24 protein-coding genes are annotated in these 23193 nt (G+C 71.7%); 5 read left to right on the top strand and 19 right to left on the bottom strand.

Features of this window, described 5'->3' with window-relative positions; translation table 11 throughout:
• Positions 1 to 163: 163 nt before the first annotated feature.
• The 4 genes from HT134_RS43350 to HT134_RS43335 all read right to left on the bottom strand — a co-directional run bounded on the left by HT134_RS43350 (position 164) and on the right by HT134_RS43335 (position 3774).
• Positions 164 to 925: an SDR family NAD(P)-dependent oxidoreductase gene (locus tag HT134_RS43350; protein WP_246366570.1), complete on the bottom strand. Its 762-nt coding sequence runs from the start codon at positions 923 to 925 to the stop codon at positions 164 to 166.
• Between the two features lie 99 nt (positions 926 to 1024).
• Positions 1025 to 1624, bottom strand: coding sequence for a TetR/AcrR family transcriptional regulator (locus HT134_RS43345; protein WP_175606333.1), 600 nt, complete (start codon positions 1622 to 1624; stop codon positions 1025 to 1027).
• A gap of 132 nt (positions 1625 to 1756) precedes the next feature.
• Positions 1757 to 3478: a CDGSH iron-sulfur domain-containing protein gene (locus HT134_RS43340; RefSeq protein WP_175606332.1), complete on the bottom strand. Its 1722-nt coding sequence runs from the start codon at positions 3476 to 3478 to the stop codon at positions 1757 to 1759.
• Positions 3475 to 3774, bottom strand: a complete 300-nt coding sequence (locus HT134_RS43335) for an antibiotic biosynthesis monooxygenase family protein (RefSeq protein WP_175606331.1) — start codon at positions 3772 to 3774, stop codon at positions 3475 to 3477. Before HT134_RS43335 ends, HT134_RS43340 begins: the two co-directional genes overlap by 4 nt.
• A gap of 77 nt (positions 3775 to 3851) precedes the next feature.
• Between HT134_RS43335 and HT134_RS43330 the strand changes: the two genes are divergently transcribed.
• Positions 3852 to 4424: a TetR/AcrR family transcriptional regulator gene (locus tag HT134_RS43330; protein ID WP_175606330.1), complete on the top strand. Its 573-nt coding sequence runs from the start codon at positions 3852 to 3854 to the stop codon at positions 4422 to 4424.
• Positions 4425 to 4537: 113 nt separating this feature from the next.
• Entirely contained in the window at positions 4538 to 5878 is a 1341-nt protein-coding gene (locus tag HT134_RS43325) for an FAD-binding oxidoreductase (protein WP_175606329.1), read from the top strand.
• 404 nt (positions 5879 to 6282) lie between these two features.
• Here HT134_RS43325 and HT134_RS43320 read toward each other — a convergent pair whose 3' ends face one another.
• The 8 genes from HT134_RS43320 to HT134_RS43285 form a co-directional block, all read right to left on the bottom strand.
• Positions 6283 to 7104 (bottom strand): class I SAM-dependent methyltransferase, encoded by an 822-nt coding sequence (locus tag HT134_RS43320; protein ID WP_175606328.1) that lies wholly within the window; start codon positions 7102 to 7104, stop codon positions 6283 to 6285.
• A gap of 4 nt (positions 7105 to 7108) precedes the next feature.
• A complete protein-coding gene (locus tag HT134_RS43315) occupies positions 7109 to 7732 on the bottom strand; it encodes a TetR/AcrR family transcriptional regulator (protein WP_217709080.1) in 624 nt (207 codons plus the stop codon).
• A gap of 398 nt (positions 7733 to 8130) precedes the next feature.
• Positions 8131 to 8634: a DUF4158 domain-containing protein gene (locus HT134_RS48270; protein WP_376768151.1), complete on the bottom strand. Its 504-nt coding sequence runs from the start codon at positions 8632 to 8634 to the stop codon at positions 8131 to 8133.
• Between the two features lie 64 nt (positions 8635 to 8698).
• A complete protein-coding gene (locus tag HT134_RS43305; protein ID WP_175606326.1) occupies positions 8699 to 9193 on the bottom strand; it encodes a hypothetical protein in 495 nt (164 codons plus the stop codon).
• A 33-nt stretch (positions 9194 to 9226) separates the two neighbouring features.
• Positions 9227 to 9649: a hypothetical protein gene (locus tag HT134_RS43300; RefSeq protein ID WP_175606325.1), complete on the bottom strand. Its 423-nt coding sequence runs from the start codon at positions 9647 to 9649 to the stop codon at positions 9227 to 9229.
• Positions 9650 to 10023: 374 nt separating this feature from the next.
• Positions 10024 to 10815, bottom strand: a complete 792-nt coding sequence (locus HT134_RS43295; protein ID WP_175606324.1) for an alpha/beta hydrolase family protein — start codon at positions 10813 to 10815, stop codon at positions 10024 to 10026.
• Between the two features lie 348 nt (positions 10816 to 11163).
• Positions 11164 to 11898 carry a YdeI/OmpD-associated family protein gene (locus HT134_RS47970; RefSeq protein WP_217709078.1) on the bottom strand — a complete coding sequence of 245 codons (735 nt, stop codon included), beginning with the start codon at positions 11896 to 11898 and terminating at the stop codon, positions 11164 to 11166.
• 41 nt (positions 11899 to 11939) lie between these two features.
• Complete coding sequence (locus HT134_RS43285; protein ID WP_175606323.1) at positions 11940 to 12389, bottom strand: carboxymuconolactone decarboxylase family protein; 450 nt, start codon at positions 12387 to 12389, stop codon at positions 11940 to 11942.
• Between the two features lie 173 nt (positions 12390 to 12562).
• On the opposite strand from HT134_RS43285, the gene HT134_RS43280 reads away from it, so the two are divergent.
• A complete protein-coding gene (locus HT134_RS43280; RefSeq protein ID WP_175606322.1) occupies positions 12563 to 13513 on the top strand; it encodes a helix-turn-helix transcriptional regulator in 951 nt (316 codons plus the stop codon).
• 289 nt (positions 13514 to 13802) lie between these two features.
• On the opposite strand, the gene HT134_RS43275 is transcribed toward HT134_RS43280, so the two are convergent.
• Positions 13803 to 15248, bottom strand: coding sequence for an FAD/NAD(P)-binding protein (locus tag HT134_RS43275; RefSeq protein WP_175606321.1), 1446 nt, complete (start codon positions 15246 to 15248; stop codon positions 13803 to 13805).
• Positions 15249 to 15437: 189 nt separating this feature from the next.
• Here HT134_RS43275 and HT134_RS43270 point away from each other — a divergent pair, with 189 nt between their 5' ends.
• Positions 15438 to 16517, top strand: a complete 1080-nt coding sequence (locus HT134_RS43270; protein ID WP_175606320.1) for a helix-turn-helix transcriptional regulator — start codon at positions 15438 to 15440, stop codon at positions 16515 to 16517.
• 34 nt (positions 16518 to 16551) lie between these two features.
• On the opposite strand, the gene HT134_RS43265 is transcribed toward HT134_RS43270, so the two are convergent.
• On the bottom strand, positions 16552 to 17637 hold the full coding sequence (locus HT134_RS43265) for a helix-turn-helix domain-containing protein (RefSeq protein ID WP_175606319.1): 1086 nt from the start codon (positions 17635 to 17637) through the stop codon (positions 16552 to 16554).
• 99 nt (positions 17638 to 17736) lie between these two features.
• Between HT134_RS43265 and HT134_RS43260 the strand changes: the two genes are divergently transcribed.
• A complete protein-coding gene (locus tag HT134_RS43260; RefSeq protein ID WP_217709077.1) occupies positions 17737 to 18999 on the top strand; it encodes an MFS transporter in 1263 nt (420 codons plus the stop codon).
• Here HT134_RS43260 and HT134_RS43255 read toward each other — a convergent pair.
• The 5 genes from HT134_RS43255 to HT134_RS43235 all read right to left on the bottom strand — a co-directional run bounded on the left by HT134_RS43255 (position 18953) and on the right by HT134_RS43235 (position 23183).
• The gene (locus HT134_RS43255) at positions 18953 to 19804 is read right to left on the bottom strand and encodes an oxidoreductase (RefSeq protein WP_175606318.1); all 852 of its coding nucleotides are present in this window, start codon (positions 19802 to 19804) and stop codon (positions 18953 to 18955) included. The two genes, HT134_RS43260 and HT134_RS43255, sit on opposite strands and share 47 nt — an antisense overlap.
• 129 nt (positions 19805 to 19933) lie before the next feature.
• Positions 19934 to 20809, bottom strand: a complete 876-nt coding sequence (locus HT134_RS43250; RefSeq protein ID WP_175606317.1) for a helix-turn-helix transcriptional regulator — start codon at positions 20807 to 20809, stop codon at positions 19934 to 19936.
• Positions 20810 to 20920: 111 nt separating this feature from the next.
• Complete coding sequence (locus HT134_RS43245; protein WP_175606316.1) at positions 20921 to 22156, bottom strand: RNA polymerase sigma factor; 1236 nt, start codon at positions 22154 to 22156, stop codon at positions 20921 to 20923.
• The gene (locus HT134_RS43240; protein ID WP_175606315.1) at positions 22153 to 22476 is read right to left on the bottom strand and encodes a YciI family protein; all 324 of its coding nucleotides are present in this window, start codon (positions 22474 to 22476) and stop codon (positions 22153 to 22155) included. The genes HT134_RS43245 and HT134_RS43240 overlap by 4 nt, the downstream gene beginning before the upstream one ends.
• 32 nt (positions 22477 to 22508) lie before the next feature.
• A complete protein-coding gene (locus HT134_RS43235; RefSeq protein ID WP_312888891.1) occupies positions 22509 to 23183 on the bottom strand; it encodes a dihydrofolate reductase family protein in 675 nt (224 codons plus the stop codon).
• Positions 23184 to 23193 lie beyond the last annotated feature (10 nt).

The raw sequence follows: 23193 nt of genomic DNA, 5'->3' as shown, positions 1-23193 counted from the left end.
AAGCTCGTGGTGGTGCGGGCGGTGGCGGCGACCTTGTCGCCGCGGGAGAGGGCGGCTTGGACGAACTCGCGGCCCAGGCCGCGGGAGGAGCCGGTGACGAACCAGACCTTGCTCATGATGTCGTTCCGTTCTGCGTGCGGTGGCGGGATGTCTTCGGGCGGTGTCACCAGGCGATCGGGCCGAGGCGGTCGACGAAGATCCCGCTCGGCCCGTCGGCGTCGAGCATCGCGAGCCGGAGGATCGAGTCGGTGCCCTCGGTGACCGTCAGCTGACCGGTGTGGCGGTTCATGTCGGTGGCCGCGAACGTGCGGTTGGCGACCTCTCCGGGTGTGGCGACGTTGAACTTGATGTGCGGCAGCGCCTGGGCGTAGCGGACGGTGATCATGTTCAGCGCCGCCTTGGAGGAGCTGTAGGCCAGCTCGTGCATCGCCGAGACCGGCTGCTCCGGATCGGTCACGACCGCGAAGGAGCCGCCGCCGCTGGACACCATCACCACGCGCGGGTTGCCGGCCTTCTGCAGCAGGGGCAGGAACGCGTGGGTGACCCTGACCGGGCCGTACACGTTGGTGTCGTAGACCGAGTGGATCTCCTCGGCCGTCGCCTCCGCCGGCGGGACGGCCCTTCCCGGCGCGCCGGCGTTGTTGATCAGCACGTCCAGCCGGTCGGTGTGCTCGCGCACCAGCCGTACGGCGTCGGCGACCGACTCCTCCGACGTCACGTCCAGGGGGACCATGACCACGTCGGCGCCGTCGGCGGCCAGCTTGTCGGCGGCCGCCCGCCCCCGGCCCTCGTCACGCGAGCCGAGGAAGACCTTCCAGCCGTGTCCGGCGAGACGCCGGGCCGCCTCCAGGCCGAGGCCCTTGTTGGCCCCGGTGATCAGCACGGTGGTCTGTTCCGTGGTCTCCGTGGTCGTCATGCCGTTCATGTGTGGCCTCCCCTTCGCAGTGGTTCGGCCTCAAGACACAGCGTCGGCGTCGGCTGTGACAGGTTGTGAGGCAGATCACCCCGAATCGGGGGGGCACCGCTATTCGGGCAGCTCCCGTACGACGTCGGCGATGACCGCGGTCACGACCTTGCGCACGGCCTCGGGCGACGGCGGGCCGGCGTCCCGGTCGGCGAAGAGCAGGTGCCCGGCCCCGATCAGGGTGGGGGCGAGGGTGTCCACGTCGGCCCGCCGCGCGATGCGGCCGCGTTCGCGCTCGGCGGCGAGATAGGAGGCGATGATCGCTGCGGCCTCCGTCAGGAGGGGGAGGCCGGCCGGCGTGGTCGCGCGCAGCCGCGCGCGCAACTCGTCGCGGACGATGACGAGCCCGACGATCGCCGTGGCGACCGGCCCGAACAGGTCGGTCAGCATGCCGGCGAGGTTGCCGGTGACGGTGCCGGTCCCGGCGGCGGCGTTGAGGGCGGCGCCCTGGCGCTGGAGCCGGGCGATGCGGTCGCGCACGAGCCCGGCCAGGAAGGCGTCGAAGTCGTCGAAGTGCCGGTGCAGGACGCCCTTGGCGCAGCCGGCCTCCGTGGTGACGGCCCTGCTGGTCAGCGCGCTCGGCCCCTCGCGCAGCAGGACGCGCTCGGCGGCGTCGAACAACTGCTCGCGCGCGTCGCGCATGGCTATCCCTGTCGGCACCGTGGATCCTCCCGTCGGGCGAGCCCGTCTTGTGCGAGTGGGCAGGCGCCCCCATGATGGGCGCCTGCCCACTCTACCGCCGGCGAACCAGCGCCGTCCTGAGCAGGGGCTTCGTCACGATCGCGGAGGACCTCACGGCGCGGCTCCTTCGGCGATCCACCGGGCGAAGAGCTCCACGCGCTCGGCGGGCCAGGCGCCGTCGCACGGCATGCCGCCCTGGCGGAGCCGGTGCAGGATGGCGTCGGCGTGCCGGGTGACGTCCTCGTGCGACCACAGGTCGAAGGCGAAGCTCATCGACCTGCGGTCCATCTCGCGAAACAGCGGCCTGATGTGGTCGGCGAAACCGACCGGCTCGCCCGGCTCAGGGAGCCGCACCGGCACGGGCTGCTCGGGCGGCGCCAGGGCGGAGGCGCGGGAGCCGGGCCTGGCCTCGCAGACCCACCACCATCGGGGCACCGGCATGTGCGGCGGGGGAGCCGCGCCCGGCTGGGAGTTCTCCAGCGCGATCCTGGAGCCCCATTCGATGTAGCCGGCGAACGCGGCCCGGAACTCCGGGTCGGCCGGCAGTCCGGCCTCGTCGGCGGCCAGGCTCATGAGCTGCGCCCAGCGGGCCCGCCACTGCTCGGTTAGAGCCTTGCCGGCGTGCTCGGCGACCATGTGGTCGTAGCCGCCGTACCGCTCGGTGTAGAGGCTGGGTCCGCCGAACGTCTCGGCGAGCCACGCGGCGACGCGTTCGGGATGGTCGGGTGACATCCGGGCGAACAGCGGGCCGAGCAGGTCGTCCTGCGGGACGTACTTCTCGTAGAAGATGTGCGTCATCCGCCTCAGCGCGGGCAGCCCGCCGGCCCACTCGAACAGGGTCGGGTCCGGCGACATCGGCGGGTCGGCGAAGCCCACGTAGTAGTGCATGCCGCTGCACAGCGGCTTGTTGCGGGAATGGCCGCACCGGCACAGGCTGTAGTGCTCGCCCGAGGCGTCGCCGTCGAGCGGGATGCCGCCGGTGATCCGGTAGGGGCCGTCCTTGGACACCTCGATGCCGGGCGGGCGCCGCGGGGCGGGCACCTCGTCGCCGTCGATCACGGCGCCGAGGGCCCCGGACGGGCACGCGCGCACGGCGCGGACGATCTCGTCGGCCCGGCCGCCGCTGGGCGCCACGAACGGCTCCTGGTCCACCCGGAACACCCTCGGGAGCCGGTCGGTGCAGAACCCGGAGTGGGCGCACCTGCCGCGGTTGTCGGTGACGGTGACCTGCACGCCTTCGTGGGTGTCGAGCCGGTCGGGCACCCGGGCCGGGTCCTTGGCGCCGCTGAAGCCGGCGCGGGCGTGGCTGCCGTCGCACAGCGGCTTGGTGGCGGACTGACCGCATCGGCACAGCGCCATCTGCGGGAACGTCTGGACGGGCTCGCCCAGCCAGTTCGTGATCCGCGAGACGTTGGTGACCAGGTAGGGTCCGTCGGTCGCGACGTCGATCCCCGCTTCGAGCGCGCCCTGGATGCCGGCGAGCTCGGCGATCCGCCGTCGCAGGACATCGGCGTCCTCGGCGGACAGGCAGGCCAGGTGCTGCAACGCGGCGGTGGCCTCGATCAGGCCCTCGTGCGCGCCGGGCCTGGCGCGCAGCCGCGTGGCGTCCTTGGCCAGCTCCCACAGGCGCTCGGCGGGGGCGCCGTCCTCGGCGGCCTCTGGCCCGCTTCCCGCTCCGGCTCCGGCTGCGTCTTCGGCTCCGGCTGCGTCTTCGGCTTCGGCTTCGGTGGCCGCCGCGGCCAGGGGCCGGATCACGGTGTCGGCGAGGGGATCGCCGGGCGCGAGGTCCCGGTTGAGCAGGCGGGCGCGCGCCAGCAGCTCGGCGATGGTCATCGGCTGCCGAATCTGGCGTCGTAGTGCTTCATCTCCTGGATGTCGCCGAAGAAGGGCTTCACGGCGGCGAAGAACTCGGCGAACCGGGGGCTGCGGCGGAAGCCCTGCTCGTGGCCCTCGACGGAGTCCCACTCGATGCGCACCGTGTAGTGCTCGGGCTCCTCGACGCCACGGGCGACCTCGTAGCTCAGGCAGTGCGGGTCGTCGTCGAGCACGCTCGACGCGGTGCGGTACGCCTGCTCGAACTCCTCGGCCCGGTCGGCGGGAACGGTGTAGCGGATGTATTCGACGACCACGAGGGTGACTCCTTTGTAGAGTGAGGTCGGAAAAGACTTTCGTTACATTACAGCATTGTAATGAAACAGGCGGGATCATGACACGGAAGACCGGGCGAACGCGCGACGCCACCATCGACGAGCGGATCCTGGCGGTCGCCCGCAGGCACCTGGCCGCCTACGGCTACGAGCGGATGTCGCTGGCCGCCGTCGCGCAGGAGGCGGGCACCACCCGCCCGGCCCTGTACCGCAGGTGGCCGGGCAAGGCCGAGCTGGCCGCCGCCGCGGTGGCGAGCATGACCGAGGAGCAGCAGGCGACCCCGCCGGCCGACCCGTACGCCGCGCTGGTCGCCGAACTGGAGGACTTCCAGCGGGGCGTCTCCCGGCCGGGCAGGCTCTCGCTGGTCGGCACCATGCTGCAGGAGACCACCGAGCCCGAGGTGCTCGCCCGGTACCGCGCCCGGGTGATCGCCCCGCGCCGCCGCCGTATCCTCGCCATCCTCCGGTCGGCGCAGGAGGCGGGCCTCATCGACGCCGACGCCGATCTGGAGATCGCCGTCACCATGTGCACGGGCAGCTGGTACGGCCGGGCGCTGGCCGAGCCCGCCCCTCCGCCCCGCTGGCCCGAGCGGACCGCGGCCCTGGTCTGGCGCGCCCTCGGCGGCCACTGACCCCACCGCGGCGCGGCGTGTGGCGCAGGTCACCCGGGCGCGCTGTCACAACGACCGGGCCGCCGGCATCTTGTGGTCGTCCAGTGCGATACGCGAGAACACCAGGGGATGCCATGAGGACAGCGCTTGAGACCCTTCGCCGCGACTTCGGCGGCGACATCATCGAACCGGGGGCGGCGGGGTACGAGGCCGCCGGCCGCACGGTGCTGGTGGCCGGCAGCCCGGCCTTCGTACTGCGGCCCAGGAACGTCGAGGACGTGCGGGCGGCCGCCCGGTTCGCCGCCGAGGCGGGGCTGGTGCTGTCCGTGCGCGGCGGCGGCCACGCCTTCGCGGGGTTCGGCACCAACGACGGCGGGATCGTGATCGACCTCGGCCTGCTGGCGAGCGTGGAGGTCACCGACAAGGAACGCCATCTGGTGCGGATCGGCGGCGGCGCCACCTGGGGACAGGTCGCGGACGCCCTGGCCCCGCACGGCCTGGCGATCTCCTCGGGCGACACCAGGAGCGTCGGTGTCGGCGGGCTGACGTTGACCGGCGGCATCGGCTGGAAGGTGCGCAAGTACGGCCTGGCGCTGGACAACGTGGTCGCCGCCGAGGTGGTCACCGCCGGCGGCGAGCTCGTGCGGGCCGACGCGCAGGACAACCCGGAGCTGTTCTGGGCGATCCGCGGCGGCGGCGGCAACTTCGGGATCGTGACCGCCTTCGTCTTCGCCGCGCACCCGACGACCGACGTCTTCTACGGCACGATCGCCTTCCCCGCCGCGCAGGCGGCCGCCGTGCTCCAGGGCTGGGCCGAGCACATGCGCACCGCCCCGGAGGAGCTCACCTCCATCGTCAACTTCGCCAACCCCTTCGCCGGCGGCCCCGAGGCGCCGGTCGAGATCCAGGTCGCCTTCGACGGCGACGATCCCGAGCTCGCGGCGCGGGCCGTCGACCCCATCCGCCGGCTCGGCACGGTGATCGACGACGACGTGGCGCCGCGCCCCTACGCGGACGTGCTCGTGGAGGGGGCGGTCCCGCCGCCCGGCATCCGGCTGGTGAACCGGAGCGGCTTCGTCGGCCGGGACTCGGTGCCCGCGGCCCTGCGGATCCTCGCCGAGGCGGGCGCGTCGCACGGGTCGCCGTTCCTCTCCGTGCGCAGCGTCGGCGGCGCGGTGTCCCGGGTCGCCGGCGACGCCACCGCCTACGCGCACCGCGCGGCGGAGCTGATGGTCGTGACCACCGCCCTGGGCCCGGCGCCGGTCGTGGAGGCGGCCCGGCCCGCGCTGGACGCGCTGTGGGCCAGGCTCGCGCCCCACGTCGACGGCGCTTACGCCAACTTCCTCGCCTCGGCCACGGAGGAGGACGTCGCGGCGGTCTATCCGGTGCCGACGTACGAGCGGCTCGCCGCGGTCAAGCGTCACTACGACCCGGGCAACCTGTTCGCCCGCAACCACAACGTCCGCCCCCGATAGAACCGCGCCGCCCCTGAGGCATGCGGGTCCCCTCAGCTGTGCCGCCGGTCCGCCGCTACTTGTCCTTCCGACCCTCATCCGGCGCCCACAGTTCGGTGCTGTGGCCGCGATGAGACCGCTGATGGGGGGCCTTCGGGGGAGAAGTTCGCGTCAGCGGCTGTCGCGGAACCACGATTCCGACGCCGTGGACACCACCACCGCAGGCGGTCGACCCCCGGCAAGACCCGCGGAGAGCTCGGTGCCTGGAAACATACATGCCTGGTTAGGCGGGTGGGTCAGGGAAACGGACTGATCGCAAGACCAGCACCGCGCCCTGCCCCGACCCGACTGAGCCCGCCGGGAAGCGCACACGATCCTCCAGCAGCCGCCGGTCCTCGGCGGTCACCTCGGTGCCTCTGGAGTCCCTAGAAGCGGTAGTGCTGGATGGCGGTGCCCTTGCGCGAGATGGAGGTGCTCCAGGCGGTCAGGAAGCTGGCCAGGCGGGTCGTCCACGGATAGTCGGCGACTTCGGGCTCGCGGCCCAGGAAGATCTCGCGTACCAGCTTCAGGCGGGGTTCCAGGCGCTCGATGTCCTGCGGGGTGTCGAAGCCGGGAGATCTCAGGTAGGGGGCGACGGACTGGGTGCCGGGGTACTTCCTGGCGGCCCAGACGTGAAAGCGCGTGTAGCCGTTGAAGCAGATCTCACCTGTGGGGAAGTGGCGGATGAGGCGGTCGAGGAGGGTGGCCAGTTCCTCCTTGGACAGGAACCCGATCAGGCCGTCGGCGACGATCACGGCGGGGCGGTCGGCGGGGACTTCGCTGAGCCATCGGGGGTCGTTGAGGTCGGAGCCGATGGTGTGGGAGTGGGGGCGGTCGGGGAGCACTAGTTGCCTGGTCTTGGCCACGCCGGGCAGGTCGACGTCGTACCACTCGACGGTGGTGGGCGGGTCGACGCGGTAGACGCGGGTGTCGAGCCCGGCGCCCAGGTCGAGCCCGACGGCGTCGGGATTTTTGGCGATGAACTGGCGCACGATGTTGTCCATGACCAGGGAGCGGTGCGCGATGCCCACGACGGGGCTGGCGGAGAGCTTGAACTGCCCGGCGTCGTAGTCGAGCTTCCTGACGATGTCGTATGCGGTCTTGTCGTGCAGGATCGAGTGTTTGGCCTGGTAGTCGAGCGCCTTGCCGGCCAGGGTCAGCCAGAGCGTGTTCTCCAGCGGGGTGAGGTCGGGGAGGGTGATGGCCATCGTGTCAGTCCCTTTTCTGTGGTGACTCGTCCAGCGCGGTCCGGGCTGCCTTCAGCGCGGTGTCGTTGGTGAACAGCCCGTGGGTGTAGAGCTCCAACGTGGGCAGCGCGAGGCGGCGCAGCACGTCGGGGCCGAACCGCTCGTAGCCCAGCGCCCGCGCCAGGGGCGGCGGCATGGTCAGCGTGGCCACGCTGTTGAGCACGGTCAGCACCGCCAGCGCCCGCACGTCCGAGGACGGTCGCATCGAGCCGTCGGCGATACCGGCCCGCAGGATCTCCTCGGACTCCGCCACCAGCGTGTCGACGAACGTGGCCGCGGCGGGGGTGTCCTCCTCGATCGCGCGCAGCATGTACTGCACCTGGAGGCGGTATTCCTCCGGGTTGGACAGGTATTCGCGAAAGAGGTCCTGCATGCCGCTGGGCCGGGCGTTGTCGGCCCGCTGGATCAAGATGCGCAGGACATGGTCGTCACAGACGCTCCGAAGCTTTTCCTTACTGCCGAAGTGATGGATGACCAGGCCGGGGCTCACTCCGGCGGTGGCTGCGATGGCGCGCAGGTTGGTCTTCTGGAAGCCGTCCCGGGCGAAGTGTGCGATGGCCGCGTTGCGGATCTTGGCCTGGGCGGTCAAGTCCGACGATGCTGAACACATGTTTAGGAGCTTAAACGTATGTTTAATGGCTGGCAAGTGGAGAGCGGTACCCAACGAGCGCCGCACGGATGCGCGCCAGGCTGATCTCGTTCTCAGAAATGAGGAGTTCTGACATTTGAGTGATCTTGCCGACCCGGCCGCCGCGGTCGAGGCGTTCGACTGTCCCATGTGCCAGGCACCGGCGGGCAGCGCCTGCCGGACCCGCGTGGGAAGGTCGCGCCGAAGTACCACACGCCGCGCTTCATGCTGGCACCCCAGCTACGGGCCGAGCTGGAGGTGCGCACGCCCGTCGATCGCGGTCCGGGCCGGGCCTGGAGCGCGGGCCCCGCACGCGAGGCCGCCCTCGCAGACGCCGGGGCCAGACCGACCCGGGTCGGCTACGCCCGATGCCCACCGAACAGCAGGAGCTGCAGAGCCAACTCGACGCCCTGGCGGCAGCGGGCTGCGAGCCGGTCTTCTCGGAGAAGATCAGCACCCGCATCAAGGAGCAGCCGGAGTTCACCAAGGCGATGGACTTCGCCCGCACCATCAAGGCGGCCGTCCCGCACCAGCGGGTGATTTTCACGGTGCCCGTGATGAAGCGCCTGGGCCGCGGCGCGGCCGCGCTGTTCGCGTTCCTCGCCGGGATGGCCGAGTCCGAACGCGAGTACATCCGGGAGAAGTCGCTGGAGGGCCAGGCCTCGGCGCGCGAGCGCGGCCGCCACGGCGGCCGCCCCAAGATGTTCGACGACGACATGGCGGCCTTCGGCAAGGAAGGTGCCGAGCATCCGCACGATGCTCCACTGCACCGCCCACCCAAGCTTCGTCGCCGGACCGCGCTTACTCGCCAGCGCCTGCAGCGCCTTGGCGTCCAGCCGGAAGAACTGCTCGAGCTTGGCCACGACACCTCGGGCCGGAACCGGCGGTAGTGGGCTACCTTCAGCCCCCTCTGGGGATTTTGAACGTCTATCCTCCTGGTCGTTCGTCTTGCGGTACAAGTGACGGCGAGGGGGCCGGAGTTGGCGTCGCCGGCGATGGTGCGGGATCTTCGTGTGGCGCGGAACCCATCGGGGCGTTCGTCCATATGGCGCCGAAGCTGTGCGCCGTGACGGTGGCACTCATCCAGACATCATGTGGCCCGAGCACGCACAGGTCGTCGACCATGACGTCGCCCAGTACCTTGGGCTTGACCTCGTCGCGCAGGTTGATCCGGGGCGAGGGGACGGTGTGCCACCGGCCGCCGTCCCAGCGCGACAGACGTAGCCCGTCGCCGGCCACCCATACCTGATCGGGTCCCAGGGCGTCGATCGCCCGCGGTCGCGTGGTGAGCCGATGCTTCCTGGCGAGCTGGTAGACGCTGTCGTCCATGACGGTCCAGGACTCGTCGCCGGCGGCGGCCAGGTCGACGACCTCGTTGGCGAGCGTGTGCTCTTTCCAGCCGTTGATGGTCCATCGGGCCACGCAGGAGCGGTCGGTGCCCTTGCCGGACCTGTCCTAGCTGGTCTTCGCCCAGCCGAGCACCCACACGTCCCCTTCGGGGGAGATGTCCACCATCCTCAGGTCGTAGGCACAGCGAGGCAGGGGCAGTTCCCGCCATCCGGCCGCATCCATGCGCCTGACCACTGTCTCACTGCCCGCGATCGTCTTGTACTCGCAGCCGTCCACGACTTCTGGGGGGCCGGGCAGGTGGCGGCCCCCCACCGTCCACACCGACCCGTCCTTCGACACCGCCACGTCGGTAAGGTATTCGTCGGGGAGGGCCTCGGCCAGCCGCCAGCCGTCCTTGGGCGCGAGGCGTGGCGCCTGCGCCTGCGCCGGACAGCCCGGCGTCGGTGAGGCCGATTGACTCCGAGAGCCGGATCCAACCGCGGAGCAGGCGGTCAAACCAAGAGCCAAAACAATGATCCATGCGCGCATCCCCGCAGAATAGGGACAGCGCGATCGCACACACTGCCTCGGCCCGATCTCACTGTTGCCGTTTGCCGACTGCGTCTGCTGCTGGATCACGGTGATGCGCAGTGTCGACCTGGATGGCCTGATACGCGGTCCGCTCCACCGACGTCACCGCACACACCTCCGGGCACACCAGGCCAACGGACGAGAAGGGTGTGCCGTACGGTCGCGCCGCTTGCGGTGGTCGTGCATGGCGGTCTCCTCGGGACATCGGGCGGGTGACCGCAAGGCGAAGCCCCGCGGCTTCGGTCAAGACATCTGTCAGCGCGCTTCATGGTGGAGGCGCTACCAGGACGTGGCGCTGTCCCCCCGGACAGTTCTCCTCAGGAGCGCCCGGGTCACGCGTTCGCCAGCAGGCGCAGCGCCTCCAGGACGGACGGCCAGGCGGCCGAGCGGGGGTCGATGAGGTCGAAGTGGCCCGCGCCGGGGACCTCGATCAGCTTTCCCCCGCACGAGGCGTGGTAGCGGCGGGAGAGGTCCACCGGCAGCACCTCGTCCAGGTCGCCGTGGACGACGATGACCGGGGCCGGCGAAGCGCCGAGCGCGGCCGGGTCGGCCGCCGCGTACCGCTCGGGCACGTCGCCGGGGCCGCCGCCGAGCAGATCGGCCACGGGACCGCCTCCGTCACCCAGCGCGTACGTTCCGGCCAGGTCCACGACCGGAGCCAGCGCGACCACGCCGGCCACCCGCGGCGGGACGGCGGTGCGCCCGGGCGCGGCCTGGGGGAGGCGGTCGCGGAGCGCGGCCCAGACAGCGAGCTGCCCGCCCGCCGAGTGCCCGAGATAGACGGTCCGGTCGAGGTCGAGGCGGCCCGGCCGGCTCCGCTCGATCAGGGCGGGGAGCGTGTCGGCCGCCTGCGCGACGTCCATGAACGTGGCCGGCCAGCCGCCACCGCCGCCGACCCGCCGGTACTCGACGTTGGCCACGGCGTATCCCTCGGACGTGAGGGCATCGGCCACCACGCGTACGTGCAGCCGGTCGTGGGCGGCCCGCCAGAAGCCGCCGTGCAACAGCATCACCAGCGGTGCCGCACCGGTGGCGCGCGTCGGCAGCGTGACGTCGGCGATCTGGTCGGGATGCGGCCCGTACCTGAACGTCTCGATCTGTCCCGGCGCCGTTGATCCCGCCATGACACCGTCGTCTGCGTTCCGCTCACTGTTGTCCATGGTGCAGGATTCAACCCAATACCTCGAAAAGATGCAACTCGATTCGAGGTATTCGGGAAGGCGCTAGGCGGATCGAGGAGCGAGGCCGGCTTGGGGGAGAAGGGCGGCGGTGGGTGACCTCGATCGTGCGTACGGCGGGCGGTGGGCCTCCGGAGGGAACCGTGCCGTTGACTGCGGATGGCCGGCTCGCCGAGCCTGCGCCCATGACAGGTTCGTGGAGGCTGGGTAAGGATCCGGCTCGGGCCGAACGCCGCGCCGCCGTGTGCGGGGGCTTGGAGGAGCGAGACGGGCAGAGGACGAGCGGTCCGGCGTTCAACTGCCGAGGACGCGTTTTTGCGGGTGGATCGTCTCGCCGCGGGCCAGCATGTCCACGAACTGGGTGATACGGCGGGCTCGGGTCTCGGCGCGTTTGGCGTTCGTGATCCGATAGAGAACGGCGTAGCGGTTCTGGGAGGTGAGGATGTCGAACATCGCTAGTGCCTGGGGCTTCGCGGCCAATGCGGCGGCCAGGTCGGCTGGTACCTCGATGCCGGCTTGTCCCGCGTAGGCCGTGTCCCAGCGGCCGTCGGCCTTGGCGCGTTCGACCTCGGTCATTCCGGCCGGATGCATCCGGCCCTCACTGATCAGACGGGTGACGATGGAAACGTTCCGCGCTGACCAGGGACTTCGCCTTCCGCGAGGGGTGAAGCGCCGGCAGAAGGTGATCTCATCCCGCCGTCGTAGCCGACCATCGATCCAGCCGTGGCACAGGGCTTCGTCAAGCGCCTCATCGTAGGTCAGGCTGGTGGGCCGGGTCGTGTTCTGCTTGGCGAGGACCAGCCACACCCCTGCCGAGCTGTCGTGGTGCCCGCTGAGCCACTCCCGCCAGGCTCGGGCATCGGCAACGGTCAGTTCCAGTAGTTCGTTGCTCATCGTCATGTGCCCCTGATGATCATCTAAGGGATGGTTGTCGGCGGTCACCCGAAGGGGAGAGCCCAGGACGGGGGCCTGCCGGAAGCGGCGCTGGATCGGCAAGCGGTGGAGCCGGCCGATCTCGTCCTCCGCCACGTCGCCACCGTGGCCTCTGGACGGCTGACGGCCGCCCGCCTCTACCAGGCCTTGCCGGCCTGCTCCCGGATCGTGTGGTTGATCCGGTTGAAGAAGTTGGTGATCGCGATGTTCAAGATGATCGCGGACATCTGCTTCTCGTCGAAGTGGGTGGCAGCGGCGTCCCAGATCTCGTCGGTCACGCCCGGCGCGCCGTCCTGGATCCGGGTGGCGGCCTCGGTCAGCGCGAGCGCTGCCCGCTCCTCCTCGGCGAAGAACGGGGTCTCGCGCCAGGTGACCACGCTGTGCAGCCGCTCGTCGGTCTCTCCGTGCTTCTTCGCCGTCTGGACGCCGGCGAACACACACGGGCTGCAGCCGTTGATCTGGCTGGCCCGAAGATGGACCAGTTCGAGCACGAGCGGGTCGACGCCACCGGCGTGAATCGCCTTCTGCAGATGCTGGATCGCTGTGATCACGTCGGCATTAGCCACGCTCTTCATGCGTGCTTCCATCAGCGTTGCTCCTTCATCGGTTACCTCGGCCCGTCCGGTTCCGTCATCTGACGCACCTTGGCGGAGGTCATCGTCGTCATGGACTCTTCGGCCGAGGAGTTCTCGGACATGCCGGCGACGTTACGGTATGACCCGGTCAGGAACGGTCCTGGTCATCGAGCAGACTGTCAGCCATGGTCAACACCTCGGCGCGGCTGCTGCGGCTGCTGTCTTTGCTGTCAACGCGGCGGTCCTGGACGTGCGCTGAGCTGGCCACCCAACTGGAGATCACCGAACGGACGGTTCGCCGGGACATCGCCCGGCTACGTGAACTCGGCTACGGCATCGAATCGGAGATGGGCCCTTGGGGCGGTTACCACCTCGGGCCCGGAACCAGCATTCCGCCACTGATCCTTGACGAGGAGGAGGCCCTGGCGGTCGCTGTCGGGCTGCGCACCGCCGCCTTCAGCGGAGTCTCCGGCAGCGACCAGGCAGCCCTGTCGGCGCTGCTGAAGCTACGCCAGGTGCTGCCGGCCAGGATCGCCCACCGGCTCGGCGAGCTGGACGCCGCGTTCACCCACACCGCACGACCCGACGACAGCCAGATCGCCCCCGCGCTGCTGCTCGACCTGGCCACCGCGTGCCGGCGAGGTGAACGCATCCAGGTGACCTACCGCGACCAGGCCGGAACGCCGTCCACCCGCCGAGTGGACCCCTACCGGCTCATCTACACCGGCCGCCGCTGGTATCTCCTCGCCTACGACGTGACGCGGCAGGACTGGCGGACCTTCCGTACCGATCGCATCATCGATGCCACAGCCACCGGGCAGGCCGCTGCCCTGCCCGACCCGCCGGATCCGGCACAGATGGTCAGCACGGGCATCGCGCTGAGGCCCTACCCGGTGCGGGTGACCATCCGCCTGGCCGTACCGGCCGATGAGGCCCGCAGGCTGGTGCCACCAACGGTCGGCGTCCACCGCCCGGACGGCGATGACGCGACGATCATCGACATCGGCGGGCCGGACGCCGACGGCCTGGCCCGCTACCTGCTCAGCCTCGGCCGACCACTCCAGATCCTGCACCCGGAGGAGGTCCGGCAGGCATTCCTCACCCGCACACGACAACTCCTCGACGACAACCAGTAGGAGGAGCACCCGCCGATCGCTGACACGGCTACCTGCAGTGACGGATGTTGCCAGCCACCATGAAGTGCGAAGGGCGAACAATCCAAGCTCACCGCCCGCCAGCTCCATCGGTCGCGCCACCGTCTACCGCGTCCGCGTCCGCACCAGGACGACGGGGACGACGGATGCTGGGATTCCGCATTGGCGCCGTCCACAACGGGCGACCGCTCCGGCGTACCCGAACTCCGGCCTGTCGCCGCTCATGGTCAACACCGCAAGCGGATCGAGACCTTGGCCATAGAAGACCGCATCAATCCAGTTCAGAGACCCCCAGCAGGCCGCGGACGGTACGGGCGCCCGCCGCGGCCACTCCCGGGATGCCCGAGGTGATGAACGGACCGCCGCCGGCCAGGTCGCCCACCACGTGCAGGCGCGGGTCGGCGGGGACCAGCCCGCCCGACGGGTGCAGCGCGGCCAGCCCGTCGGCGAGCAGGCACGTGACCAGCGGCTGGGCCGCGCGGGGCAGCGCCCGGGGCGGCGGGTTCACGGCGTTGACGACGACGCCGGCGTCCAGGTCGCCGTCGTCGCCGCTGACCCGGAACCCTCCCTCCACAGCCTCGATCTTGCGTACGCCTGCCACCATGGTGAGCTGCCCGCATTCGAACAGCCGCAGCAGGGCGGCGGCGTTCACCGGCACCATGGGCGAAGCCGCGCTGGTGGCCAGACGGAAGTGCCCGCGCAGCCGTTCGCGGTCGGGCTCGGGCAGCAGCCGCCAGGCGTACGGGCCGACGGTGTGCGCGGTCTCCTGCAGCACCCGCCGCCCGATCCGCGGGTCGTCGACGGCGGCCAGTTGCCGCCGCAACCGCCCTACCGGCTCCTCCGACCCCGCGGCCAGCAACTCGGCCGCGAAGCGCGCGAAGTCCTCGCCCACCTCGGCCAGCTCGGCGCGGAGCAGCCCGGCGAGGCCGTCGAGGGTGACGCCGCCGTGCTCGCGGCACAGTGCCTCCACCCGCTCGACGGTCACGTGCACGGGCCGGTGGCCGAGGGGACGCTGCCAGACGTGGGGCAGCATGCCGCTGCGCGACACCAGCGTGATCCGGCCGGCGTGGCCGCGCGCGGCGAGTGACACCACCACGTCCACGGCGGTCAGCCCGCTGCCGATCACCGCGACGTCGGCCGTGGCCGGGACCTGGCCGAGCGTGGACGCCAGCGGATACGGATCACCCACGAACCCTGGAGCGCCGCCCAGGCCGTAGTGGTCCCGCGGCGTCCCGCCGCCCACGCACAGAGCCACCCGGTCGGCCGGATGGTCGTGCCCGTCCTCGGTGCGCAGCGTCAGCCGGAGGCCGTCACCGGAGCGGGCCGCCGCGACGACCCGGGCGGCGGCGACCCGCGTCCGCCACCCGCGCTCGCGCAGCGCGGCCAGCGCCGCCTCGGCGGTGTCGGCCAGGTACGCGCCGAAGAGCGCGCGCGGCACCAGCGGTTGCCCCAGCAGGTCGTCCAGGTGGGCGGCGGCGCGCTCCGGGCCCAGCCAGGCGGCGTAGTGCCCGGGGTCCGGATGACGGATCGACATGATGGCGGGCGGGGCGTTGACCAGAACACTGTCGAGATCCGGCCCGTACGGGCGTCCCCGCCACAGGTGCGCGGACGGCTCGAACACGGTGACCTCTCCGGCCCCGATCTCCGCCTCGCTGGTGGCCAGCGCGTCCAGCAGGCCGACGGCTGCGGCGCCGGCTCCGACGATCGCGATACGCAACGACGTTTCTCCCTGTTCGTCCAGAAGGTCGTTTCGAGCCTCGTGGACGCCGTGACCGCGCTCCATTCCCCGCTTGCGGGGGATCGGCGAGAGACGACCCCCTCAAACGGGGGATTGGCGAAGACCGGACGAGCGGGCAAGCTGACCCGCGTCCACCCTTGGCACATGCCGGCATCTGAAGGAAGGTCGATGACCCAGCCGCCCCGCCACACCGAGATCCTGTCGGCCGCCGCGCGGGCCGCCGACGCGCTGGAGCTCTTCAGCGGCGCCTCGGCCGGCCTGCGGCGGCACATGCCGTTCGACGCCGCGGTGTGGACGGCCACCGACCCGGAAACGGGCCTGGTCACCGCCCCCATGCTGGTGGAGAATCTCGGCTCGGGCGAAGGATGCGCGGCGTACTGGGAGAGCGAGCTCCTGGAGGAGAACGTCCTGCCGTTCCGTGACCTCGCCCGCGCGGCCGTCCCCGTGGCCGGTCTGCGCGCGGCCACCGGCGACCTGCCCGCCCGCAGCGCCCGCTACCGCCGTCTGCTCGGCCACCAGGGGGTGGACGACGAGCTGCGGGCCGTGCTGCGGATCGGCGACCGGCCGTGGGGGGCGGTGAGCCTGTTCCGCATGCGGGGAGGGCCGGCGTTCGGCACGCACGAGATCGCGTTGCTGGCCGACCTGTCCGGACCGCTCGCCGACCGGCTGCGCCGTTTCGCCCGTCCCTCCGCGTCGGACGGCGGGCCCGGCGCGTCCGCCCCTGGCCTGCTGCTGTTCGACGAGCACGGCGAGGCCACGTCGATCAACGAGGAGGCTCGGCGCTATCTCGCGCTGCTGCCGGACGGGCCGTCCATGCCCACGGCGCTCGGGCTGCGGCTGCCCATCTGGCTGATCGGCACGACCCTGCAGGCGCGGGCCGTCGCCCGAGGCCACGATCGAGGCAGCGCCAGGGTTCGCATCCGAACCCGCGACCAGCGGTGGCTGACCTGCCACGCCTCATGCCTGAGCGGCCCCGGCGGGCGGCCGGGTCCGACGGCGCTCGTCATCGAGCCCGCGCCCCACGCCGATCTGGCGGTCATCGTCGCGCAGGCGTACGGGCTGACGCCCCGGGAGTTCGAGGTCGCTCAGCTCGTGGCACGGGGCCTGTCCACCGCCGAGATCGCCGCGGCCCTGTTCATCTCTCCTCACACCGTTCGCGGTCACCTCAAGGCCGTCTTCGGCAAGGCGGGGATCTCCAGCCGCGGTGAGCTGGTCGCGCAGTTGTTCGCCGAACCGTACCGGCCCTAGCACTGATGTCGGCATGGGCTCCTGCTCGGCGGCCTCAGCGCAGTACGGCCGCCAGCAGGTCGGCGCCCAGCGCCGTCAGATCGGGGACGTTGAGGGAGTGACGGACGTAACGACCCTGCCGCCGGGCCGTGAGCAGGCCCGCGCGGCGCAGGACAGCGAGGTGACGGGAGACCTCCGGGGGTGAGAGTTCCCAGGCGTGGGCCAGCTCACCGGTGGTGTGCGGGCCGCGGGCCAGGGTGCGCAACAGCCGCAGCCGCACCGGATGCGCCAGTGCCTCCAGCCGTAGCGTGACCGTCTCCAGCGACACCGGCTCCGATGGATCCGCCTCGGCCACGGGGTACTGCACCACCGGCTGCCACCCGGGCGCGTGGACCACCACCAGGTGCGGGCGGCCGAAGACGCTGGGGAGGAAGGTGACGCCGGCACCGTGGGCGGCGGTCGCATTGTCCTGCAGCTTGTCCACGACGATGCAGGTGCCGTCCGGCGCCAGGGTGACGGCGCTGGAGATCGACGCGAGTGCCGTCGCGAGGCCCTGGCGCTTCAGCAGGTCGTTCTTCACGCGCAGGTCGCCGGCGAGCTGCCCGGCGACGCCCGTCCAGGCGGCGTCGAAGAAGGCCTCGGCGCAGAGTTCGAGGGTGCGGCGCACCCGCGCCCGCACGGCGGCCGGGTCCGCGAGCAGCCGCTCCGCGAAGGCCTCCTGGAGCGCGCCGCGGGCCTGGGCCAGGTCCAGGGCCCGTTCGCGCGCCGTCGCGTCGGTGAGCGGCGACGGCGCGGCGAAGTGGACCCGGTTGCTGCCGCACGTGGTGATGAGGGCGGCGGTCACATAGGTCTCGTCGTCGATCCGGTCGACATCGTCCAGCTCCTCGGCGAGGGTCGGCCGGGGACGGGCGGGGACTAGGAAGTCGGCTCGTGAGGAACGCCAGAGGAACTCCGCCTCCCGCAGCCGCTCGGCCAGCTCCGGCCGCAGCCCGGCCCAGACGTCCCCGGCCCAGCCGGCGAACCGCGGGTGATGCCCTGGTTCGGCCAGCACGTGCAGCATCGCGGTCAGCTCGGCCAGCGGGGAGGCGGCGAACCGCAGCCGCCCGGACGGCAGGCCGCCGATGTCGATCCTCAACGTCATCCCCACATCATCGCTGCTCGGACGGCCGGCGACCGCGTCGGTTGACGGTGTCGGTCAACCGACGCGGTCGGTACGGCGGCCGAACGCACAGTTGACGCCATGGCAACCACCACCGAGATCCGGCCCCGCGCCCTCGTCCGTGCCTCCGGAGGCCCCCGCTATGCCGTCGCCCTGGGCGTGGACGCGCTCGGCACCGGCCTGCTGCGGCCCTTCCTGCTGCTCTACGGGGTGACGGTGCTGGGGCTGTCCGCGCCGGCCACCGGCATCGCCATGACGGCCGGCGTCGTCGTGGGTCTGGTGTGCATGCCCGCGGTGGGCCGGTGGCTGGACCGGGGCGCACGCAGCACGGTCGTGGCGGCGTCGATGCTGGTGCGGGTGCTGGGCGTGGCGCTGCTGCAGGCCACCCCGGCGGGGAACGTCTGGCTGTTCGCGACGGCGGCGCTCTTCCTCGGCATCGGCAACCAGGCATGGCCGGCCGCCCACGCGGCTCTCGTGGCGACGGTCGCGCACGGCCGGGAGCGCGACGCCGCCCTCTCGGCAGGCCGCGCCCTGCGCAACGCCGGCCTGGGCGTGGGCGCGCTCCTCGCCACCGCGTGCCTGGCGGGCGGCACCACCGCATTGCAGGCGCTGGCGGCTGTCACCGGGCCGGCCTATCTCGCCGCGGCGGCCCTGGCGTGGTCGGTCCGCCTGCGCGCGCATCCGGCAACCACCCCGGCCGAGGACGGGCCCGGCGGGCCCGCGCCCCGGATGCGCGCGCTGCTGGCCGCCAACGTGGTCTACGTCTTCTGCCTCAACGTTCCCGAGATCGCGCTCCCGCTGGTCCTGGTGACCCAGCTGCACGCGGCCCCGGTGTGGCCGGCGGCCGTCTTCGTGGCCAACACGGTGCTGGTGGTCACCCTGCAGGTTCCGATCACGGTCCTGATGTCCCGCTTCGCCCGGCGGACCGTGCTGGCTCTCGCCGGCGTGGTACTCGCCGCGTCCTACCTCGGCTTCCTCGCGGCCACCTCGCTGGGACACGGCTGGGGCGCCCCGGCCGTCGCCATGGTGTCCGTGGTCTGCACCATCGGCGAGATCATCTATGCCGGCAGCGCCACCGCGCTCGTCACCGCCCTGGCCCCGGCCCGTCTCCTGGGACGCGCCCTCGCCCGCTTCCAGCTCTCCACGGGCTTCGGGCTCGCCGTCTCCCCGGCGGTCATCACCGCTCTCGCCGCTCGCGGCTCGGCAGCCCTGTGGGGCGGCCTCGCCGCCGCGACGCTCCTGTCCGCCTCCGCCGTCGCCACCGAGTCGCGCGGCTGTCTCGGTGAGTCGTCCGGTGTCAGGCGACTGTCACCCCGCCTTCGGCGGAGTCGGTGGAGCGGCTGAGTTCCTCCCAGGCGTCGAAGTCGTCCTGGACGCGCCGGCGGCCGGCGCTGACCAGGCGTAGCGCGTCCGAGCCGAGCAGGACGTGCACGGGTGGCTGCTCCGCGTCCAGGAGGGTCAGGATGGCGTCGCCCGCGCGATCGGGGTCACCGATGCCCTGACCCGCGAGCGCCTGGCGGCGCGTCCGGATCGGGTCGAACAGCGCGTCGTAGTCGGCGATGCTGCGGGGTGCGCGTACCAGTGACCGGCCCGCCCAGTCGGTCTTGAACGCGCCGGGAGCCACGGCGGTGACCCGCACGCCGAACTGGGCGACCTCTTGGGCGAGAGCGTCGGTGATGCCTTCCAAGGCGTGCTTACTGCCTTCGTAGAACGCCAGTCCCGGGAAGGTGGTGTGCCCGCCCATCGAGGTGATGACGAAGATGTGGCCGCCGCGCCGTTCCCGCATGCCGGGCAGGACGGCTTTCACGGTCGCCACCGTGCCGAAGACGTTGACCTCGAACTGGAGGCGCAGATCGGCCATCGACGACTCCTCGAAGGTGCCTTCGAGCCCGTAGCCGGCGTTGGCCACGAGCACGTCGATCGGGCCCAGTTCCGCTTCGGCGGCCCGCACCGTGGGCTCGATCCGGTCCGCGTCGGACAGGTCGAGGATGAAGGCCCGGGCCCGGTCGGGGTCCAGCGCCCGGAAGGCGGCCGCGTGCCGCTCGGTGCGCACGGTGCCCGCGACCCGGTGCCCGGCCGCCAGGGCGCGTCGGGCGATGGCCAGTCCGAGGCCGGTGCTGACGCCGGTGATCAGGAATGTCTTGCTCACTACGGGTGTCCCTTCGTGGAGGAGTGTCAGGCCGCCGGCGTGCGTGGGCACGGCGGCATCGACCCCGCGGGTACGGCGGGGTCGTGTCTGGGTGGTTTCGGTGCTGGATCGCCCGGTTCGGGGCGCCGGTCAGAACTCGGCGGCGGTGTCCCGGGTGGTCGCGGTGGCGGGTTCGCTGCCCCAGCTGGCCAGCAGTCGCAGGCGCTCCTGAGAGGGCGAGCCGGACGGCGCGCAGTAGACGACGAGCGTCTGGCCCGGGTCGGCGACCGAGGTGAAGATCTCGTACTGCAGTTCCAGGTCACCGGCGACAGGGTGGTGGAGGCGTTTGAGGCCGGTGCTGCGTTCCTGGACGCGGTGTTCCGACCACCACGCCGGGAACTCGGGTGAGCGCATCATCAGCTCACCGATCAGGTTGGCGATGCGCTGGTTGCGCGGCTGGGCGGCGGCGGCCAGCCGCAACCCGTGCACGTAGTCGCGGGCGACGCGTTCCCAGTCGCGCCACACCAGGCGAGCACGCGGGTCCAGCAGCGTCCAGCGCGCCATGCTGCGTTCCCGGCGCGGCAGCTCGGCCACCTCGGGAAACAGCAACGCCCACAACGTGTTCCCGCCGGCGACGGTGAGGTTCCGGTCGCTGACGAACGCAGCAGCCAGATCCATCGACTCCAGCACCTGCCGCAGCGCCGGTCGCAGCCGTGACGCGTGCTCGCCCTGGTCCTTGCGCCCGGCTGTGGTGCCCGCGAGGGCGAACAGATGCCGCCGCTCGACGTCATCGAAGCGCAGCGCGTCGCACAGGGCGTGCAGCACCTGTTCGGACGGCTGCCGGGCGCGGCCCTGTTCCAGACGGGTGTAGTACTCGGTACTCACCCCGGCCAGCTGCGCGACCTCACTGCGCCGCAGACCGGCGACCCGGCGACCGGCGCCGAACTCGACCGGCAGGCCGATCTCATCCGGCGTGAGTCCGGCACGGCGGGCCCGCAGGAAGTCGCCCAGGTCGTTGTTGCCCATGCCCCAAGTCTGCTCTTGCCCCAGCCGATCACCAAGGGCGTAGCTGGCCCTGCCAGTACTACGCAGCGCCTCCCGAACGCCGCGCCCCCGGACGCCGCGCCGCCGCGGGCGCTACCGCAGCTGGTCGCGGCGGCGGGTGAGGTAGGCGGTCTCGCCGGTGTTGCCGGCCAGCTCGATCGCCCGGTCGTAGGCCGCGCGTGACTGCCGGCTTCGCCCCAGCCGGCGCAGCAGGTCGGCGCGGGCGGCGTGGTAGGCGTGATAGCCGGCCAGCGCCTCTTCGAGGCGGTCGACGACGGCCAGCGCCACCTCCGGCCCGTCGAGCTCGGCCACGGCGACGGCCCGGTTGAGGGCGATGATCGGCGAGGGGTCGAGGCGGACGAGCTGGTCGTAGAGGGCGAGGACCTGCGACCAGTCGGTGTCGCGGATGTCGCGGGCGGAGGTGTGCACCGCGTTGATCGCGGCGAGGATCTGGTAGCGGCCCGGAGCCACCCCGGCAGCGGCGGCGGCCAGGCGCTCGCGCACCAGCCGATGACCTTCGGCGATCAGTTCCGTGTCCCAGGCGGCGCGGTCCTGCTCGGCCAGCGGGACCAGTTCGCCGCCGGCCGAGACCCGGGCGGGGCGGCGGGCCTCGATGAGCAGCATCAGCGCCAGCAGGCCGGCCACCTCTCCGTCCCGCGGCAGGAGCGCGCGGATCAGGCGGGTGAGCCGGATCGCCTCGGTGGTCAGGTCGTGCCGTACGGGATCGGTGCCGGGGCCGCTGGCCAGGTAGCCCTCGTTGAAGACGAGGAACAGGACGGCCAGGACGCCGGAGACACGAGCCGGCAGATCGTCGGCCGACGGCATCCGATAGGGGATGCCCGCCGCCTTGATCTTGGCCTTCGCCCGGGTGATGCGCTGCTCCATGGTGGTGCCCCGCACCAGGAAGGCACGGGCGATCTCGGGCACGGTCAGACCGCCGACCATGCGCAGCGTCAACGCCACGCGCGCCTCCACCGCCAGCGCCGGGTGGCAGCAGGTGAAGATCAGCCGGAGCCGGTCGTCGTCGATGGCGCCCAGCGGCTCGGGCGGGTCGTCGACGTGCAGCATCAGGGCCTCCTTGTGCTTGTCGTCGCGTTTGTTCTCGCGCCGGATCCGGTCGATGGCCTTGCGGTTGGCGGTGGTGGTCAGCCACGCGCCGGGGTTGGGCGGCAGGCCGTCGGCCCGCCACCGCTCGACGGCGGTCGCGAAGGCCTCGGCCGCCGCCTCCTCGGCGATGTCGAGGTCACCGAAGCGCCTGGTCAGGGCGGCCACCACCCGCGCCCACTCGTCGTGGTGGGCCCGGGTGATCGCCTGCTCCACGTCGCTCACAGGAACGGCCGCACCTCGATCTTCCGGTCGCAGACCTTCGACGCCTCGGCGGCGAGCTTGAGCGCCACGTCCAGATCCGGGGCCTCCCACACCCAGACGCCGGCGAGGTACTCCTTCGACTCCACGAAAGGCCCGTCGCTGAACACCGCCTGCTCGCCCCGGTTGTCGACGACCGTGGCCGCGTCGGTGTCCGCCAGGCCGCCCGCGAAGACCCAGTAGCCCTCGGCGATCAGGCGTTCGTTGAACGCGCTGATGGCAGGCTGCCTGTCCGTGCTGCCGGGATTGCTCTTGTCGTCGATCACGGAAACCAGATAGCGCATCTGAAGATCATCTCCTGTGGTGTCAAGGGACGTCAGGCCGTCGCATACCGCGGGCGCCCGGCCGGCCGGTAGACCTGGATCGTCACCCCCTTTGCGTCCACCCGCGACTCGACCAGGTCAAGCGCGAGATCCGGGCCGGTCTCCGGGAACAGTCTCGCGCCCTGGCCGAGGATCACCGGGATCACGATCAGAGTCATCTCGTCGACCAGGTCGTTCGCCAGCAGCCACTGGGTCAGGATGCCACTGCCGTGCACCTGCAGCTCACCTCCGGGCTTGGCCTGCAGCTCACGGATGGCCGCCGCGAGGTCACCGAGCAGAACGGTCGTCTCCTCCCAGCGCGGCGCGGTGAGCGTGGTCGAGGCGACGTACTTGGGGGCCTGGTTCAGGGCCACGCCGATGGGATGTGCGCGCATCTGGTCGCTCGATCCCCAGGAGCCGGCGAACAGCTCATAGGTGCGGCGGCCGAACAGGAACGCCTCGGCGCGCTGGTAGGTCCGCGTGATGAACGTCCTGGTCTCGTCGTCACCCTTCCCCAGGGCCCATCCGCCGCGCTCGAATCCGTTCGTGCGGTCGTCCGACGCGGCGCCGTTTCCCTGCATCACTCCATCGACGGTGACCTGAGTCATGGTCGTCAGCTTCATGGCCGTGGTTCCTTCGCCTTGGCGCCGCCCCCTTGCGGGCGGCCTCAACCCTGCGACGAACGCCACCACCCCGATC

The organism is Nonomuraea rhodomycinica, from assembly GCF_013363995.1.
Taxonomy (GTDB): domain Bacteria; phylum Actinomycetota; class Actinomycetes; order Streptosporangiales; family Streptosporangiaceae; genus Nonomuraea; species Nonomuraea rhodomycinica.
Note: the sequence above shows the minus strand (reverse complement) of the source record. Positions and strands in the feature narration are given on the sequence as shown.

Coding starts and splice junctions, on each gene's coding strand:
- HT134_RS43350 (WP_246366570.1), bottom strand. CDS start 925: ATGAACGGCATGACGACCACGGAGACCACGGAACAGACCACCGTGCTG.
- HT134_RS43340 (WP_175606332.1), bottom strand. CDS start 3,478: ATGACCATCGCCGAGCTGCTGGCGCGCGCCCGCCTGCTCAACCGGGAC.
- HT134_RS43330 (WP_175606330.1), top strand. CDS start 3,852: ATGACACGGAAGACCGGGCGAACGCGCGACGCCACCATCGACGAGCGG.
- HT134_RS43325 (WP_175606329.1), top strand. CDS start 4,538: ATGAGGACAGCGCTTGAGACCCTTCGCCGCGACTTCGGCGGCGACATC.
- HT134_RS43320 (WP_175606328.1), bottom strand. CDS start 7,104: ATGGCCATCACCCTCCCCGACCTCACCCCGCTGGAGAACACGCTCTGG.
- HT134_RS43300 (WP_175606325.1), bottom strand. CDS start 9,649: ATGCGCGCATGGATCATTGTTTTGGCTCTTGGTTTGACCGCCTGCTCC.
- HT134_RS43295 (WP_175606324.1), bottom strand. CDS start 10,815: ATGGCGGGATCAACGGCGCCGGGACAGATCGAGACGTTCAGGTACGGG.
- HT134_RS43285 (WP_175606323.1), bottom strand. CDS start 12,389: ATGGAAGCACGCATGAAGAGCGTGGCTAATGCCGACGTGATCACAGCG.
- HT134_RS43280 (WP_175606322.1), top strand. CDS start 12,563: ATGGTCAACACCTCGGCGCGGCTGCTGCGGCTGCTGTCTTTGCTGTCA.
- HT134_RS43270 (WP_175606320.1), top strand. CDS start 15,438: ATGACCCAGCCGCCCCGCCACACCGAGATCCTGTCGGCCGCCGCGCGG.
- HT134_RS43265 (WP_175606319.1), bottom strand. CDS start 17,637: ATGACGTTGAGGATCGACATCGGCGGCCTGCCGTCCGGGCGGCTGCGG.
- HT134_RS43260 (WP_217709077.1), top strand. CDS start 17,737: ATGGCAACCACCACCGAGATCCGGCCCCGCGCCCTCGTCCGTGCCTCC.
- HT134_RS43250 (WP_175606317.1), bottom strand. CDS start 20,809: ATGGGCAACAACGACCTGGGCGACTTCCTGCGGGCCCGCCGTGCCGGA.
- HT134_RS43240 (WP_175606315.1), bottom strand. CDS start 22,476: ATGCGCTATCTGGTTTCCGTGATCGACGACAAGAGCAATCCCGGCAGC.